Origin of the sequence: Curtobacterium sp. RIT-PI-V (assembly GCF_025642935.1) — a bacterium.
Lineage (GTDB): Bacteria > Actinomycetota > Actinomycetes > Actinomycetales > Microbacteriaceae > Curtobacterium.
Genome location: NZ_JANZKM010000021.1, coordinates 11,128 through 27,775, shown reverse-complemented (window position 1 = coordinate 27,775; position 16,648 = coordinate 11,128). Strand labels below are relative to the sequence as shown.

At 71.2% G+C, this 16,648-nt stretch carries 13 protein-coding genes; 11 read left to right on the top strand and 2 right to left on the bottom strand.

Translation table 11 applies throughout. The annotated features are described in order from the left end of the window. The first annotated feature begins 16 nt into the window (after nucleotides 1–16). From sucC to OGL88_RS13000, 9 genes are all read left to right on the top strand, one after another. Nucleotides 17–1,186 carry an ADP-forming succinate--CoA ligase subunit beta gene (gene sucC / locus OGL88_RS13040; RefSeq protein WP_263055216.1) on the top strand — a complete coding sequence of 390 codons (1,170 nt, stop codon included), beginning with the start codon at nucleotides 17–19 and terminating at the stop codon, nucleotides 1,184–1,186. Between the two features lie 11 nt (nucleotides 1,187–1,197). Continuing rightward, the gene (gene sucD / locus OGL88_RS13035; RefSeq protein ID WP_111085344.1) at nucleotides 1,198–2,085 is read left to right on the top strand and encodes a succinate--CoA ligase subunit alpha; all 888 of its coding nucleotides are present in this window, start codon (nucleotides 1,198–1,200) and stop codon (nucleotides 2,083–2,085) included. A gap of 118 nt (nucleotides 2,086–2,203) precedes the next feature. Then, nucleotides 2,204–2,692 (top strand): hypothetical protein, encoded by a 489-nt coding sequence (locus OGL88_RS13030; protein WP_263091668.1) that lies wholly within the window; start codon nucleotides 2,204–2,206, stop codon nucleotides 2,690–2,692. 84 nt (nucleotides 2,693–2,776) lie between these two features. Next, nucleotides 2,777–4,819, top strand: coding sequence for a cell division protein PerM (locus OGL88_RS13025; RefSeq protein WP_263055218.1), 2,043 nt, complete (start codon nucleotides 2,777–2,779; stop codon nucleotides 4,817–4,819). 41 nt (nucleotides 4,820–4,860) lie between these two features. After that, nucleotides 4,861–5,454, top strand: coding sequence for a phosphoribosylglycinamide formyltransferase (gene purN, locus OGL88_RS13020; protein ID WP_263055219.1), 594 nt, complete (start codon nucleotides 4,861–4,863; stop codon nucleotides 5,452–5,454). Continuing rightward, nucleotides 5,451–7,085 carry a bifunctional phosphoribosylaminoimidazolecarboxamide formyltransferase/IMP cyclohydrolase gene (gene purH / locus OGL88_RS13015; RefSeq protein ID WP_263055220.1) on the top strand — a complete coding sequence of 545 codons (1,635 nt, stop codon included), beginning with the start codon at nucleotides 5,451–5,453 and terminating at the stop codon, nucleotides 7,083–7,085. The genes purN and purH overlap by 4 nt, the downstream gene beginning before the upstream one ends. A 570-nt stretch (nucleotides 7,086–7,655) precedes the next feature. Continuing rightward, nucleotides 7,656–9,464 (top strand): ABC transporter ATP-binding protein, encoded by a 1,809-nt coding sequence (locus OGL88_RS13010; RefSeq protein ID WP_263055221.1) that lies wholly within the window; start codon nucleotides 7,656–7,658, stop codon nucleotides 9,462–9,464. Nucleotides 9,465–9,556: 92 nt separating this feature from the next. Beyond that, entirely contained in the window at nucleotides 9,557–11,365 is a 1,809-nt protein-coding gene (locus OGL88_RS13005; protein WP_374114447.1) for an ABC transporter ATP-binding protein, read from the top strand. Nucleotides 11,366–11,402: 37 nt separating this feature from the next. Further along, the gene (locus OGL88_RS13000) at nucleotides 11,403–11,828 is read left to right on the top strand and encodes a DUF805 domain-containing protein (RefSeq protein WP_263055223.1); all 426 of its coding nucleotides are present in this window, start codon (nucleotides 11,403–11,405) and stop codon (nucleotides 11,826–11,828) included. 24 nt (nucleotides 11,829–11,852) lie between these two features. Here the strand turns inward: OGL88_RS13000 and OGL88_RS12995 are convergent, their stop codons facing one another. Next, a complete protein-coding gene (locus OGL88_RS12995) occupies nucleotides 11,853–12,200 on the bottom strand; it encodes an MGMT family protein (RefSeq protein ID WP_263055224.1) in 348 nt (115 codons plus the stop codon). Nucleotides 12,201–12,214: 14 nt separating this feature from the next. Beyond that, nucleotides 12,215–12,670 (bottom strand): GNAT family N-acetyltransferase, encoded by a 456-nt coding sequence (locus tag OGL88_RS12990; RefSeq protein ID WP_205463285.1) that lies wholly within the window; start codon nucleotides 12,668–12,670, stop codon nucleotides 12,215–12,217. Nucleotides 12,671–12,755: 85 nt separating this feature from the next. Here OGL88_RS12990 and OGL88_RS12985 point away from each other — a divergent pair, with 85 nt between their 5' ends. Continuing rightward, entirely contained in the window at nucleotides 12,756–14,027 is a 1,272-nt protein-coding gene (locus OGL88_RS12985) for an ROK family transcriptional regulator (protein ID WP_263091666.1), read from the top strand. Between the two features lie 156 nt (nucleotides 14,028–14,183). Continuing rightward, nucleotides 14,184–16,574: a lamin tail domain-containing protein gene (locus OGL88_RS12980; RefSeq protein ID WP_263091665.1), complete on the top strand. Its 2,391-nt coding sequence runs from the start codon at nucleotides 14,184–14,186 to the stop codon at nucleotides 16,572–16,574. Nucleotides 16,575–16,648: the final 74 nt, after the last annotated feature.

Here is a 16,648-nt window from a genome sequence, read left to right as displayed (position 1 = left end):
CGGGAAGAAGAACAGCGTGGATCTTTTCGAGTATCAGGCCAGGGACCTCTTCGAGTCCTACGGCGTCCCCGTACTGCAGGGGATCATCGCCGACACCCCGGAAGAGGCGAGAGTGGCGGCCGAGAAGATCGGTGGCGTCGTGGTCGTCAAGGCCCAGGTGAAGGTCGGTGGGCGCGGCAAGGCCGGCGGCGTCAAGGTCGCGAAGACCCCCGACGAGGCGTTCGAGCACGCCCAGGCCATCCTCGGGCTCGACATCAAGGGCCACACCGTCAAGCGCGTCATGATCGCCCAGGGCGCGGACATCGCCGAGGAGTTCTACTTCTCCGTGCTGCTCGACCGGGCCAACCGCTCCTACCTCTCGCTCACCAGCGTCGAGGGCGGCATGGAGATCGAGCAGCTCGCCGTCGAGAAGCCCGAGGCGCTCGCCCGCGTCGAGGTGGACCCGCTCACCGGGATCGACGTTGCCGCCGGTCGCGCGATCGCCGAGCAGGCCGGGTTCCCGGCGGAGCTCGTCGACCAGGTGGCCGACGTCTTCTCGAAGCTCTACGACGTCTACAAGGGCGAGGACGCCACGCTCGTCGAGGTGAACCCCCTCGTCCGCACCGGCGACGGCCAGATCCTGGCGCTCGACGGCAAGGTCTCGCTCGACGAGAACGCCGACTTCCGCCACCCCGCGCACAAGGACCTCGAGGACTCCGCCAGCGAGGACCCGCTCGAGGCCAAGGCGAAGGCCCACGGCCTGAACTACGTCAAGCTCGACGGCCAGGTCGGCGTCATCGGCAACGGTGCGGGCCTCGTCATGTCGACGCTCGACGTCGTCGCCTACGCCGGTGAGCGCCACGGCGGCGTGAAGCCCGCGAACTTCCTCGACATCGGCGGCGGCGCCTCGGCCGAGGTCATGGCCAACGGCCTCGACGTCATCCTCGGCGACCCGCAGGTGAAGAGCGTCTTCGTGAACGTCTTCGGTGGCATCACCGCCTGCGACGCCGTCGCGAACGGCATCGTCGCCGCCCTCGGGATCCTCGGCGACGCGGCCACCAAGCCGCTCGTCGTGCGCCTGGACGGCAACAACGTGGAAGAGGGCCGACGGATCCTGGCGGAGGCAGCGCACCCGCTCGTCACCGTCGCCGCGACCATGGACGACGCGGCCGAGCAGGCCGCCGAACTCGCCGCTGCCGCGGCCTGAAGGGACTGACCATGTCGATCTTCCTCAACAAGGACTCCAAGGTCATCGTCCAGGGCATCACCGGCGGCGAGGGCACCAAGCACACCGCCCTCATGCTCAAGGCCGGCACCCAGGTCGTCGGTGGCGTCAACGCCCGCAAGGCCGGCACCACCGTCACCCACGGTGACGTGTCGCTGCCCGTCTTCGGCACCGTGCGCGAGGCCATCGACACCACCGGTGCCGACGTCTCCATCGTCTTCGTGCCGCCGGCCTTCGCCAAGGACGCCGTGCTCGAGGCCATCGATGCCGCGATCCCGCTCGTCGTCGTCATCACCGAGGGCATCCCGGTGCAGGACGCCGCCGAGTTCTGGGCGCACGCCAAGGCGCTCGGCGGGAAGACCCGCATCATCGGCCCGAACTGCCCCGGCATCATCACCCCGGGGGAGTCGCTCGTCGGCATCACCCCGGCGACGATCACCGGCAAGGGCCCGATCGGCCTTGTCTCGAAGTCAGGGACCCTGACCTACCAGATGATGTACGAGCTGCGGGACCTGGGCTTCTCGACCGCCATCGGCATCGGCGGCGACCCGGTCATCGGGACGACGCACATCGACGCGCTCGCCGCGTTCGAGGCCGACCCCGAGACCGAGGCCATCGTGATGATCGGTGAGATCGGTGGCGACGCCGAGGAGCGCGCAGCCGAGTTCATCAAGGCGCACGTCACGAAGCCGGTCGTCGGCTACGTCGCGGGCTTCACCGCCCCCGAGGGCAAGACGATGGGCCACGCCGGAGCGATCGTGTCCGGTTCCGCCGGCACCGCCGAGGCGAAGAAGCAGGCGCTCGAGGCCGCCGGCGTGAAGGTCGGCAAGACGCCGTCCGAGACCGCCGCGCTGCTGCGCGAGGTCGTCGCCGCCCGCTAGCGGTTCGTCCGTTCCGCTGAACACCGGTGTTCGTTCGTCGAACCGCGTCCTGCGCGTGTTCGTCCGACGAGCACCGGTGTTCTGCGTGGGGTCCCCGCGGCACCGGTAGCATCGCGGCGTGGTCGAGCGGAGCGTGCAGCGGGGTGAACCCGCACGCGTGGGGATCGTGGTCGGGCTCGTGTCGGCACTGGTCGGCATCGGCTTCCTCGCCACCCCGATCCGTGCGGTCGACACCCCGGGAGGCGTGCACCTCTGGAGCATCGCCATCGCTCTGATCGCATTCGGTGCATGGTTCACGTGGGCTGCATTCCTCCTGCCGCGTTCTCGCACGAACCCGAGCCTGCGTCGCGAGGACATCGACATGCCGCACGACCCGGCGATCTACGACCCGGCCGACTACGAACGGCGACCGGGCTACGTGACCGAGGTCGACGGTCGCACTGGCCAGACGCCCATCGCGGTCGCTGTGTCGGTTGCTTCCCTGATGTGCGCGCTCTTCGTCGGCGGACTCATCGGACTCGATCGGTGGATCGCCTGGCCATTCGCGATCGGCATCGCGGTCGTCGCGTGGCAGATCATCACGATCAGCGGGCGCCGTCGGAACTGAGTTCGTCCGGGACCACCCGCTGAGTCTGCTGCGGAGCCGCGCGGCTCACGGCCGAGAGCCGGACTGCCACGTATCCTCGCTGCGATGAACCGCCTGGGAACCGCTCTGCTCGCCGCGATCGAGGCGGTCGTGACGGTCGGCGTCGGCATCGGGATCGCACTGGTCCCGCTCACACTGCTGTGGGGCTTCGAGTACGGCCTGCAGATCGACTGGGACGTGTTCTGGAAGGCCACCGGCAGCGTCTGGCTCGTCGGCCACGGCGTCGACGTCTCGTTCCTGCTCGGGTCCGCGCTGGCGAAGAGCTCGGGGGTCAGCGGTGCCGCCGACCCCATCCACGTGACGCTCGCGGCGCTCGGCTTCGCGGTCGTGACCGCCTGGCTCGGCGCCCGTGCGGGTCGACGCTTCGCGGAGACCGAGCACCGCACCACCGGCCTGCTGGTCGGGACGGCGGTCGTCGCGGCGCTCGGGCTCGGCGTCGCGCTGTCGTCGACCTCCGCAGCCACGCAGCCCACGATCTGGCAGGCCGTGGTCCTGCCTGCTCTGTGGTTCGGGATACCGGCGCTCATCAGTTCGGAGGTCTGCCGACGCCGGCGGGACCTGCCGGCGGACCCCGCCACCCAGCGTGTGCTCGACCTGCTCGACCGCGTGCCCCTGCTCTGGCGTGCGATCGCCGGGTTCGGACTCCGCGCCGGAACCGCCGCCACCGCAGTCGTCGTCGCGTTCGCCGGAGTCGTCGTCGCGCTCCTGCTCTTCACCTCGTTCGCCGAGGTCATCACCCTGTACGAACAGTCACACGCCGGCGTCATCGGCGGCATCGCCCTCACGGTCGGACAGCTCGCGTTCCTGCCGGACTTCGTCGGGTGGGCGACGTCGTGGCTGATCGGCCCCGGGTTCGCCATCGGCACCGGTTCGAGCGTGTCCCCGATCGCCACGACCCTCGGGCCGATCCCCGGACTGCCGGTGTTCGGCGCACTGCCGGCCGCTGGTCACACCTTCGGCCTGGTCTGGATCCTGGTACCGGTGATCGCCGGCTTCGCGATCGGCGGCTTGATGCGCCCGCGACTCGTCCGCGCGCTGGGGAACGCCGACTCCGCACTCCACCGAGCGCTCGCCGGTGTCGCGACGGGCGTCGTCGCCGGTGTGCTGACCGGGCTGATCGCCTGGGTGTCGTCCGGATCGTTCGGCCCCGGACGACTGGCCGACGTCGGCCCGCACGCCCTGGTGGTGGGGGGCTTCGCCGCGCTCGAGATCGGCCTGCCGGCGGTCATCGCCCTCGCCGCGGGCAGCGACCTCGTCCGCCTGCCGGACCGGGGCTGGACACGAGAGCGCTGGACCGAGGCCGACGACGACGAGGCCGTTCGCGGCGGTGCTGACGCGGGGGCGGGCTCGCTGCTCGCCGCGCTCGACCAGGCCGGCGCGGGACGGACCACGGACGTGCACCGGTTCGTGGTCGAGGAGTCCCACGACGGCTCGACCGCTGCTCGCTCGCGCGCCACTGTGGACAGCCCGACGGAACCGATCGCCGACGAGCCGGTCTTGCCTGCGCCCATCGCAACGCATCGGACGCCCCCGCAGGACCCGGACCACGACGTGGAACTGCCGGCCTGGGCGAAGACCGACGCCGTCGCTTCGGAGCGCCTGGCCGACGAGAGCCCGAGTGAACCCCGCTCGTCGGGACGTGCCGCGATGGGTGCCCTGCGCGATCGACTGCACGGTGTCGCCGACGGTGCGCGCGAACGGGCCGGTGGACTCCGCGAGCGAGCCGGTGGACTCCGCGAGCGAGCCGGTGGACTCCGCGACCGCGCCGGTGGACTCCGCGACCGCGCCGGTGGACTCCGCGACCGTGTGACCGGTGCCGACGCCGTCGCCGAGCAGCAGCGCCCGGTACCCGCTCCGGAACGGCCCGCCACGTCGACGTCCACGCCCGACCACACCGACGCGCAGCCGGCGTTCCCGTGGAGCACCGAGGAGTTCGTCGCCGGACGGGACGACGTCGACGACGAACCGGCCGCACCCGAGGCCGCCGCCGCTTCCACCCCGTCGGCCCGGCCGACGAACTGGGACGTCACCGACCAGATCCCCGACGAGGAGCTGCCCTGGTGGCGCCGCCCGAAGGGCGATCGCTAGCGCCGACGTCACGACCCGCGGGTCCCGGTAGGGTTGGTGCCGTGCTCGAACTGGTCGTCCTGATCTCCGGTACCGGGTCGAACCTCCGAGCCCTGCTCGAAGCGACCTTCGACGCCGAGTACCCCGCCCGTGTCGTCGCCATCGGTGCCGACCGTGATGCCGAGGGCCTCGGCCTGGGCGAGGAGTTCTCGATCCCGACCTTCACGGTGCCGTTCTCGCGCTACCAGACCCGCGCCGAGTGGGGACAGTCCCTCGCCGAGCAGATCCGACCGTGGTCGCCCGACCTGCTCGTGCTCTCGGGCCTCATGCGCCTGCTGCCCCCGGCCGTGGTGTCCGAGTTCGCCCCGGGCATCATCAACACCCACCCGGCCTACCTGCCCGAGTTCCCCGGCGCCCACGGCGTGCGGGACGCCCTGGCCGCCGGCGTCACCGAGACCGGCGCGAGCGTCATCGCGGTCGACGACGGCGTGGACACCGGCCCGATCCTGGCCCAGGAGCGCGTCCCCGTGCTCCCGGGCGACTCCGAGTCGACGCTGCACGACCGCATCAAGCCGGTCGAGCGCCGCCTGCTCATCCAGACCATCCTCGACATCGCCAACGGCACCACCGACCTGAAGGGCACCCCGAGCGCATGAGCGTGCACGCAGCCGACCCCAGCCTCTACCGCGACCGTGACGTGGTGCCGGTCCGCCGCGCACTCATCTCGGTGAGCGACAAGTCCGGCCTGCTCGAGCTCGCCGGCGCCCTCGCCGAGTCGGGTGTCGAGATCGTGTCGACGGGGTCCACCGCCCAGACCATCCGCGACGCCGGGTACGCCGTCACCGACGTCGCGAGCGTCACCGGGTTCCCGGAGTCGCTCGACGGCCGGGTCAAGACGCTGCACCCGTCGGTGCACGCCGGTCTGCTCGCCGACCTGCGGCTCGAGTCGCACGAGCAGCAGCTCGCCGACCTCGGGATCGCGGCGTTCGAGCTCGTCGTCGTGAACCTGTACCCGTTCGTCGTGACGGTGGCCTCCGGCGCCGACACCGCGACCGTGGTCGAGAACGTCGACATCGGCGGCCCCGCGATGGTCCGTGCGTCGGCGAAGAACCACCCGAACGTCGCGATCGTCGTCTCGCCGTCGTCCTACGCCGAGGTCGTCGAGGCCGTCCGCGCCGGCGGCACCTCGCTCGAGCTCCGCAAGCGTCTGGCGGCCCAGGCGTTCGCGCACACCGCGGCGTACGACACCGCGGTGGCGTCCTACTTCGCCAGCGACGTCGTCGCGGCCGCTGCGGCGCCGACGACCAGCGGCGACATCCAGACACCCGGCGCGTTCGACGAGCACCTCGGCTTCACCGCCGACCTGTCGGCCACGCTCCGCTACGGCGAGAACGCGCACCAGGCCGCCGCGCTGTACACGAGCACCGACGGCGCCGGCATCGCGCAGGCGACGCAGCTGCACGGCAAGGAGATGTCGTACAACAACTACGTCGACGCCGACGCGGCCGTCCGTGCAGCGTTCGACTTCGACACCCCCGCCGTCGCGATCATCAAGCACGCCAACCCGTGCGGCATCGCGATCGCCCCCGCGGACGCCGCCGACCCGATCGCCTCCGCGCACGCCTCCGCGCACGCCTGCGACCCGCTGTCGGCGTTCGGTGGGGTCATCGCCGCGAACCGTCCGGTCACCGTGGCGATGGCCGAGACCGTGAAGGACATCTTCACCGAGGTCGTCGTGGCCCCGGGCTTCGACCCCGAGGCGCTCGAGATCCTGTCGCGCAAGAAGAACATCCGCCTGCTCACGCTGCCGGCCGACTTCACCCTGGCGCCGCGCGAGGTCAAGCAGATCTCCGGCGGCTTCCTGGTGCAGGACGCCGACCGCTTCACGGCGTTCGACCAGTCCACGTGGACCCTGGTCGCCGGCGAGCCGGCCGACGACCAGACCCTCGCCGACCTTGCCTTCGCGTGGAAGGCGAGCCGTTCGGTCAAGTCGAACGCCATCCTGCTGGCGAACCAGGGCGCGAGCGTCGGGGTCGGCATGGGCCAGGTCAACCGGGTGGACTCGTGCCACCTCGCGGTCAACCGCGCCGGTGACCGCGCGACCGGCAGCGTCGCGGCGTCCGATGCGTTCTTCCCGTTCGCCGACGGCCTGCAGGTGCTGCTCGACGCCGGTGTGCGCGCGGTGGCCCAGCCCGGTGGCAGCGTCCGCGACGACGAGGTCATCGCCGCAGCGACGGCCGCGGGGGTCACGATGTACTTCACGGGTGAGCGCCACTTCTTCCACTGATGCGAGCACCGGTTCGTCCACTGAAGTGAACAAATCGCGGCACCCTATTGCGCGCTGAGAGTCACTGTGAATAGTCTGTAAGGCTCCGCGACAGGCAGCCGACGATCCTCCGGGACCGGTGGCACCGCGGACACAACGGTGACGAAGACGACGACTGGAGTGACGATGGACAACATGACCGGAACCGTGGCGACGGCCGCCCGTGCAGGTCTCGTGTCCGTCGTGGGGACCACTCCCGCACGGCGATCCCTGATCGAACCGCGACCGCGCGTCGCGGCCGCCGTCTAGCCAGGCCGTTCCCACGGCCTCGCGGCGCCGCACGACGAGCGTCCGCGAACCACCCGCCTGAACCCGGGGGACGAGTGTCTCCCGGTGCCCTCCGGCCCGACCGACGTCACGCGAGTGACGGCGGAGGCGCGACCACGCGCCCGGCCGATGATCACCACGCAACGCCACACCGAGCCTCCAGGTCGAGGCCGCGCACGCACCGCCTGCCAGCAGCAAGCAAGCAGCAGGCGGCCAGGGCGCAGCGCGACCCGGGGACCCGGCAGACGCATGAGGACGCAACGCATGTCCAAGTCGCCCACCACGGCGCGCCCGTCCACCTTCCGCGCGATCGCGCGGATCCACCCCTACGTGAAGCCCTACCAGGGGCGCCTCATCGGCGGCATGGCCGCAGCGATGGGAGCCTCCTTGGTGGCGCTCGCAATCCCCTACGTCCTGCAGTGGCTCGTCGACGGTCCGCTGTCATCGAAGGACGGCGCACAGATCTGGCCCGCCGGCCTCGGCGTGCTCGCCCTCGGTGTGCTCGAGGCGTTCTTCATCGCCTCGCGCCGCCGGATGGTGATGCGTCCCTCGACGCGGATCGAGGCCAGCATGCGGAACTCGCTGTACGCGAAGCTGCAGGACCTGCCCGTCGCGTTCCACGACCGGTGGGAGTCGGGGCAGCTGCTGTCCCGTTCCGTGTCGGACCTGTCGCTGATCCGCCGCTGGCTGGCCTTCGGTGTCGTCCTGCTCGTCGTGAACGTCGTGACGATCGTCGTCGGCTTCGTCGTGCTGTTCACCTTCGGGTGGCTGCTCGGGCTGATCTTCCTGATCGCGTCGATCCCGCTGTGGATCAACGGGTTGCTGTTCGAGCGTCGGTACTCCGTCGTCGCGCGCCGCAGCCAGGACCAGGTCGGTGACCTCGCGACGAGCGTCGAGCAGTCGGTGCACGGCATCCGCGTGCTCAAGGCGTTCGGTCGCGGCGGGTCGAAGCTCGAGGAGTTCAGCGAGCAGGCCGAAGCGCTCCGTGGAACCGAGATCAAGAAGGCGAAGGCCATCGCGAGCATCTGGCTGTGGCTGCTGCTCGTGCCGGACGTCGCGTTCGCGCTGTGCCTGCTCGCCGGCATCTGGCTGGCGTCGCAGGGCGAGATGACCGTCGGGCAGCTGTTCGCGTTCTTCGCGACGGCGACGGTGCTGCGGTTCCCGATCGAGTCGATCGGCTTCCTGCTCTCGATGACGTTCGACACCCGCACCGCGGTCGACCGGTTCTTCGAGGTCATGGACTCCGAGAACACCATCACGGACCCGAAGGACCCGAAGACGATCGCGGAGCCGCACGGTGCACTGTCGTTCAACGGCGTGCACTTCCGGTACCAGGACTCCGCCCCGCAGTACCCGGACCTGATCAACGGCGTCGAGCTGCAGCTGCAGCCGGGCGAGACCATGGCGCTCGTCGGGCTCACGGGCTGCGGCAAGACGACGCTGCTCTCGCTGGTGCCGCGCCTCTACGACGTGACCGGCGGTTCGGTGACGATCGACGGGGTCGACATCCGCGACCTCACCCGCGAAGAACTGCGACGTCACGTCGGCGTCGCGTTCGAGGACGCCACCCTGTTCTCGACGACGGTGCGGCAGAACGTGCTGCTCGGTCGTCCGGACGTCGACGGTGACGAGGCCGAGGCGCTCATGCGCGAGGCCCTCGACATCGCGCAGGCGTCCTTCGTGGACGACCTGCCCGACGGCGTCGACACGCGCGTCGGTGAAGAGGGCCTGTCGCTGTCCGGTGGACAGCGACAGCGTCTGGCGCTCGCCCGTGCGATCGCGGCGCGGCCGTCGGTGCTCGTGCTCGACGACCCGCTGTCGGCGCTCGACGTCGACACCGAGGCGCGGGTCGAGGCCGGCCTCCGCCGCGTCCTCGCCGAAACGACGTCGCTCATCGTGGCGCACCGTCCGTCGACGGTGACGCTGGCCGACCGGGTCGCCCTGATGGAGAACGGCGTCATCACCGCCGTCGGGACCCACCACGACCTGATGGCCACCAACGAGCACTACCGCTACGTCATCTCGTCGCTCGACGACGATGACCAGGTCGCACGACAGGAGGCGATGGCATGAGCCAGCAGACGGACCAGGACCTGCCGGGAGGCACGGCACCGGTCACCGACGACGCTGCGGACGCGCAGTCTGCCGCGCCCGTCACCGCCTCGATCACCACCCTGGGCGTGCGCGGCGAGGAGCGCGAGGACTTCACCAAGGCGGAGAGCAAGCGCCTGCGGCGTCGCTCCCTCGCCCTGCTCGGTTCCCTCGCGGCCCCGCTGAAGCTCCGCCTGGTGCTGCTCGGGATCGTCGTCGTGGTCTCCACGGCGGGCACCGTCGCGGGTCCGGCGCTCATCGCGTGGGGCATCGACAACGCTCTGCCCGCGGTGATGGACCAGAACGACTGGGTGCCGGCGTTCGGCGTCGTCGCGACGTACATCGTCGTGGCCGTCCTCGGCGCGGTGCTCACCGCCTGGTACACCGTGCTCGCCGCACGGATCAGCCAGGCGATCCTGTTCGACCTGCGCAAGCGGGTGTTCCTGCACACGCAGCGGCTGTCGCTCGAGTTCCACGAGACCTACACGTCCGGCCGGATCATCTCCCGCCAGACGAGTGACCTCGACTCGATCCGTGAGCTGCTCGACTCCGGGCTGAACCAGCTCATCCAGGGCGTGCTCTACATGGTGTTCACCGCCGTGGCCCTGGTGCTGCTCGACCCGACGTCGGGGCTCGTGCTCGCGGTGTCGCTCGTGCCGCTCTGGTTCCTGATCCGCTGGTTCCAGACGAACTCGCAGACGCTGTTCCGCGCCACCCGCGTCACCTCGGCACGCGTGATCGTGCACTTCGTCGAGACGATGACGGGTATCCGCGCCGTGCAGGCGTTCCGCAAGGAGTCCCGCAACAAGGACGAGTACGGCGGCTTCGTCGAGGACTACCGGCTGGCGAACACGAAGGTGTTCAACCTGTTCGGGACGTTCGACCCGGTGCTCGTGCTCATCGGCAACGCCACGCTCGCCGCGGTCGTCATCGTCGGCGGCTTCCGGATCGTCGGCGGGACGCTCGAGGTCGGTGCGCTGCTCGCGGTCGCGCTGTACGCCAAGCGCTTCTTCGACCCGGCGCAGGAGCTCGCGATGTTCTACAACGGGTACCAGTCGGCCTCGGCGGCGATGGAGAAGATCTCCGGCGTCCTCGAGGAACGGCCGAGCGTGCCGGACCCCGTGAAGCCGACCAAGCTGGCCGACGCCACGGGCAAGATGGACTTCGACGAGGTCGTGTTCGCGTACAACGCGGGCAAGGTCGTCCTGCCGGAGTTCGACCTGCACATCCCCTCGGGGCAGACCATCGCACTCGTCGGGTCCACCGGCGCCGGCAAGTCGACGCTCGCCAAGCTCATGGCGCGCTTCTACGACCCGTCGCACGGTTCCGTGCGGCTCGACGGCGTGGACCTGCGCGACCTCGACACGAAGGACATGCGCCGCGCGATCGTCATGGTCACGCAGGAGGCGTACCTGTTCTCCGGCACGGTCGCGGACAACATCGCGCTCGGCAAGCCGGGGGCCTCCCGCGCCGAGATCGAGGCGTCCGCCAAGGCGGTCGGCGCGCACGAGTTCATCATGGCGCTCCCCGACGGGTACGACACCGACGTGAACAAGCGCGGTGGTCGTGTCTCGGCGGGACAGCGGCAGCTGCTCTCGTTCGCGCGGGCGTTCATCGCGGACCCGAAGGTGCTCATCCTCGACGAGGCCACGGCGTCGCTCGACATCCCCTCGGAGCGGCTGGTGCAGGAAGGGCTCGAGACCCTGCTCGCCGACCGCACCGCGGTGATCATCGCGCACCGCCTGTCCACCGTCGCGATCGCGCACCGGGTGCTCGTCATGGAGCACGGGAAGATCGTCGAGGACGGCACCCCCGCCGACCTCATCTCGGGTACCGGGCGGTTCGCCCAGCTGCACGCGGCCTGGCGCGACTCGCTCGTGTAGGACGCAGCCGGGCTGCACCACGTGGTTGGCTTGCTCCATGAGCAACGACAGCGTGCAGCCCGGCGGCGTCGCCCTGCGCGACCCCTTCTACGGCGCACCCTTCACCGAGGCCGTCCGGCGGTTCTGGCGGAAGTACACCGTGTTCACCGGACGGGCCTCGCGTGCCGAGTTCTGGTGGTGGTGGATCACGTCGCTCGCGATCGGACTCGTGCTGCAGCTCGTCCCGCAGGCGTTCACGCCGGACACCGCGCTGTTCGAGAACCCCGTCGGGTCCTACCTGTTCGTCCTCTGGGGCCTCGCGACCCTGATCGGGTCGCTCGCCCTCGGCGCCCGACGGCTGCACGACGCCGGCCTGTCCGGCTTCTGGCAGTTCCTGCACGTCGTGCCCGGCATCGGCTCGCTCGTCGTGTACGTGCTGTGCCTGATCCCGACGAGCCCGAGAGGCGAGCGCTTCGACCGCTGACGGCCGACGTCCGCGGGCGGCGCGTCAGAACGGGTCGTCCGCATCCGTGGACGGCGACCAGCGGGCACGACGCATGTCGAGCCTCCAGACCGCCGTCCCCTGCACGATCGGCGTGCCCTCCGCGCGGTAGTGCTGGAGTGCACGGGCCTCGTGGTGCAGCGGCGGGTGCCCACCCGCGCGCACCACACGCCACCAGGGCAGGTCGGCGCCCTCGTGCGCCATCACCTTGCCGACCGCACGCGACGCGCGTGAGCCGAGCGCCGCGGCGACGTCGCCGTACGTCATGACGTGACCGGACGGGATCATCCGGACCACCTCGGCCACCGCCGCCCCGAAGTCCTGCTCCGGCGCGGGGGCGTCGTCCTCGGGCACGTCGTCGGGAAGTACTAGAGCGTCAGGACCGCGAAGTGGTCGCCGTACTGGGTCTCGCGGACGACCTCGAAGCCCACGGCGCGGAAGAACGCCTCGGGGCTGTCGTCGCCACCGGGCTCGTACACGACCGTCAGGCGTTCCTGCCCACGGCTGCGGGCCTCGTCCGCCAGGCCGTGCACCGCGAAGCGGCCGACGCCGCGACCCTGCGCGGTGCCAGCGACGTTGACCCGCCAGATGGCACTGCGCAGTTCTTCCTGCGAATTGTCGGCGTCGAACGAACCGATGATGAGGCCCAGGACCTCGTCACCGTCCAGGACCACCCGGGTCCACGCGGAGCTCGGCTTGACGTCGGACTCGGCGACCCCGTAGGTGGTCGGCTGCACGAACTGTTCCTGCCCCGGCTTGAGCGTCAGGGAGTTCGCCGCGGCAGCGGTCTTCGCGGAGAGTTCTTCGAGACGCAGGTCGGCCATGCGGCCAGGGTAACGGTGCGACCCGTGTGGGGGCCAGCGCGGACGGGAGACCGAGACCGCACCGTTGCCGCGGTATGGTCGCGGAATGGCAGAACATCGGCGTGGAGCGAACCTCCCGTCGATCGGCGGTTTCAACCGCACGGTCGTGCTCGATGCCGTCCGACGCTCGCCGGACGGCCTGAGCCGTGTCGAACTCGCCTCACGAACGGGCCTCAGCGCGCAGACGGTGTCGAACGTCACCCGGTTCCTGATCGAGGCGGGCATGATCGTCGAGTCCGGCACCGTCGTCGCCGGTCGGGGCAAGCCGCGCACCATCCTGCGGCTCGAACCCGGCAGCCGCTACGCCGTCGGCGTGCACGTCGACCCGGCCGTCGTCACCTACGTGCTCCTCGACCTGGCCGGCACCGTCGTCGCCTCGTCCACCACCTCGACCCCGACCGCCGACGACCCGTCCGAGGTCGTCCGCACCATCGGCTCCGCCGTCGACGGCCTGATCGCCGACGCCGGCGTGGACGTCGACGGGGTGCTCGGTGTCGGGATCGCCAGCCCGGGCCCCATCGACGTCGACGCCGGCATCGTCGTCGACCCGCCGTTCCTGCCCCGGTGGCGGGACGTGCCCCTGCGCGACGCGCTCGCCGAGGCGACCGGCTACCCGGTGCTGCTCGAGAAGGACGTCACGGCCGCCGCGGTCGGCGAGATGTTCCTTGCGGGGGAGTCGTCGGCCCGGAACTTCGCGTTCGTGTACTTCGGCACCGGGTTCGGCGTCGGGCTCGTCGTCGACCACGAACCCGTGCGCGGCGTCGGGTCGAACGCCGGGGACGCCGGGCACATCATGGTCGACCAGCGATCGCTCGCCGGCACCCCCGACGGGTCCGGCACCCGGGGCGAGGTGGGGGCGGCCGTGGCGCCGGACCGGCTCGTGCGGATCGCGCGGGATCGGGGGGTGGCGTTGTCCGGCGGCGGCGATGCTGCTGGTGTGGTCTCGTCCGATGAAGCGGTCGATGCGGTGAACCGCGCGTGGGACGAGCTCGCCGAGGCCATCGTCGCCGGAGACGAGGCCGCGATCACCCTCGCCGCCGAGGCCGGCACCGTGATGGGCGACGCCGCGGTCGTCATCGTGAACCTGCTCGACATCGACCGGGTCGTGTTCGGCGGACCGTTCTGGTCGCGCATCGCCAGTGCCGCACTGCCGGCGGCCCGCGCAGCGATCGTCGGGTCGCCGTTGCTCGTCCCGAAGCACGCGGTCGACGTGGTCGAGAGCGACCGCGGTGCCGACGTCGCCGCGGTGGGAGCCGCGTGCCTGGTGCTCGACGCCGCGTTGTCACCGCGGGCGAGCGGGCTGCTCATCCGCCGCTGACGTCAAACGTTGCGACGTCGAACGTTGCGACGTCGAGCGCTGGGGCGTCGCGCTGCGGCGCCGCGCGACACCTGTCGTTCACCGGCCGGCCACCGGTCGGACGCCCGGGTGCTGAACAGTCGTGCAGGTCTCCCTCCCCTCCCGAGAAGGACCTGCATGCGCACTCCTGCCCTGCGCCCCCGCTCCGTGCGGCTCGGTGCCACGTTCGTCACCGCGCTGGCCCTCGGTGCCGGCGTCGTCACGGCCAGCCCGGCACTCGCCGCCGTCGGTGACGACGACCCGAGCGTCGGCGCCGCCGCTCGGAACGGCCTCGTCGTCAACGAGGTCGAGTCGAACGGCGACGACACCGACTGGGTCGAGCTGAAGAACACGTCGTCGGCGTCGATCGACCTGACCGGTTACGCGTTCCTCGACGACGACAGCACCCACGACGCGTACGTCCTGCCCGCCGGCTCGACGATCGCCGCCGGCGGGTACTTCGTGATCGACCAGGTCTCGGCGACCGCGCCCGGGTTCGACTTCGGGCTCGGCGGCGCCGACACCGCGCGGGTGTACGACCCCGCCGGCGACCTGGTGCTGCGGTACTCGTGGACGAGCCACGCGGTCGTCACGTACGGCCGGTGCGCCGACGGGACCGGTGCGCTGGTCGACACCACCGCGTCGACGAAGGGGGCCGCCAACGACTGCTCCTCGCCCGTGCGCATCAACGAGGTCGAGTCGCAGGACGGCACCCCCGGTGACTGGGTGGAGCTGACCAACGTCGGCAGCGCCACGGTCGACCTGGGTGGGTACGTCCTCAAGGACAGCGAGGACGACCACGCGTACACGATCCCCGCCGGCACGACCGTCGCGGCCGGGGGCTTCGCCGTCCTCGACGAGGCGGACTTCGGCTTCGGCCTCGGCAAGGCCGACTCCGCGCGGGTCGTCGATCCGCGGGGTGCGCTGGTCGACTCGTACTCGTGGACGGCCCACGCTGCCGCCACGTACGGCCGCAACCCGGACGGCACCGGCGACTTCGCCGACACCGCCGAGCCGACGAAGGGCACCGCGAACCGGTTCGCCGGAGTCGTCACCGCCGAGCCCTGGCCCGGCGGCCCGGACGAGACCGTGCTCGACGACGAGGACACCTTCACTGGTGACCTGAGCGGCATCGACTGGACCACCTCCAGCACGTCCGAGGACGGCCAGCTCTGGGCCGTGCAGAACGGCGACGGCCTGCTCTACCACCTGACCTCGGACGGTCAGGGCGGCTGGGCGCCGTCGAACGCCGCGGGCACGGACCTGCGGTACGCCGACGGCACGGGAACCCCGGACGCCGAGGGCGTCACCGTCACGAGCGACGACCCGGGCGCCGTGTACGTGTCGACCGAGCGGGACAACGACGTGTCGAAGACCAGCCGTCCGTCGGTCCTGCGGTACGCCACCACCGACGGGTCCGAGTCGACCCTGCGCGCCACCGACGAGTGGGACCTCGCCGCCGACTTCCCGGGACTCGGTGCGAACGCCGGTCTCGAGGGCGTCACCTGGATCCCGGACTCGTGGCTCACCGAGCACGGCTTCGCCGACGAGCACACGGGCGCGGCCTACGCGCCGTCGACGTACGCCGGACACGGCGAGGGGCTCTTCTTCGTCGGTGTCGAGGGCACCGCGAGCGTGTACGCGTACGCCCTGATGGCGGACGGTTCGTCCCAGCGCGTGGCCACCATCGGGTCGCCGTTCGCGGTCGTCGCCGACGTGCAGTTCGACCCGACCCTCGACGCGCTCTGGGTGGTGTGCGACGACGCCTGCGCCGGACGCACCGCGCTGTACGAGCTGACCGACGGCGCCTTCACCGCCGCGAAGGTCTTCGAGGCACCGTCGAACGCCGACCGGACCCTCGCCAACGAGGGCTTCGCGATCTCCGGCGTCTGCACCGACGGGGAACGTGCGACCTTCTACGCCGACGACAACGACACGGACGGGTTCTCGCTCCGCACGGGGACGTACCCGTGCGAGGGCGGCGGCACGGACCCTGGCACGGACCCTGGCACGGACCCGACGCCGACGCCGACACCGACGCCCACGCCCGCGCCGACCCCCGGGACCGGTGGATCGACGCCGACCCCGTCGCCGGCCGCTCCGATCGCTCCGGTGGCCCCCTCGGAGACCGGCCTGACGGACACGAATCGCGGAAGCGTCTCGGCCCCGTCGTCCGCCCGCGCGGGGGAGACCATCACGGTCACGGTGGGCGAGCAGTACGCCGGTGACCGGGTGAGCGTGTGGCTGTACTCGACCCCGGCGCTGCTCGGCACGGTGACGGTCGCCGCTGACGGCACGGTGCGCGTCACGATCCCGGCCGATGCTCCGGCTGGCGAGCACCGCATCGTGGTGACCGCTGCGGACGGCACGGTGCTGGGCTGGACCACGATCACCATCACCGCTGACGGGCAGCTCGCGTTCACGGGTGCCGAAGGCCTCGGGGCCGGTGCGCTGATCGCGCTCCTGCTGCTCGCTGCGGGAGCCGGCGTCCTGATCGTCCGCCGTCGCACGGCGGCGGCTGCGGAGTAGCCCTGGGCGCGAGTCCCAGGCGGACGGGAGGCCCGTGGCGGGTTCGCCACGGGCCTCCCGTCCGCCCTGGGGGC

What these genes read in the sequence shown, in the direction of transcription:
- OGL88_RS13000 (WP_263055223.1), top strand. Translation starts at nt 11,403, where the DNA reads ATGAGCAACGACAGCGTGCAGCCCGGCGGCGTCGCCCTGCGCGACCCC.
- OGL88_RS13025 (WP_263055218.1), top strand. Translation starts at nt 2,777, where the DNA reads ATGAACCGCCTGGGAACCGCTCTGCTCGCCGCGATCGAGGCGGTCGTG.
- purH (WP_263055220.1), top strand. Translation starts at nt 5,451, where the DNA reads ATGAGCGTGCACGCAGCCGACCCCAGCCTCTACCGCGACCGTGACGTG.
- sucD (WP_111085344.1), top strand. Translation starts at nt 1,198, where the DNA reads ATGTCGATCTTCCTCAACAAGGACTCCAAGGTCATCGTCCAGGGCATC.
- OGL88_RS12980 (WP_263091665.1), top strand. Translation starts at nt 14,184, where the DNA reads ATGCGCACTCCTGCCCTGCGCCCCCGCTCCGTGCGGCTCGGTGCCACG.
- OGL88_RS13010 (WP_263055221.1), top strand. Translation starts at nt 7,656, where the DNA reads ATGTCCAAGTCGCCCACCACGGCGCGCCCGTCCACCTTCCGCGCGATC.
- OGL88_RS12985 (WP_263091666.1), top strand. Translation starts at nt 12,756, where the DNA reads ATGGCAGAACATCGGCGTGGAGCGAACCTCCCGTCGATCGGCGGTTTC.
- OGL88_RS12990 (WP_205463285.1), bottom strand. Translation starts at nt 12,670, where the DNA reads ATGGCCGACCTGCGTCTCGAAGAACTCTCCGCGAAGACCGCTGCCGCG.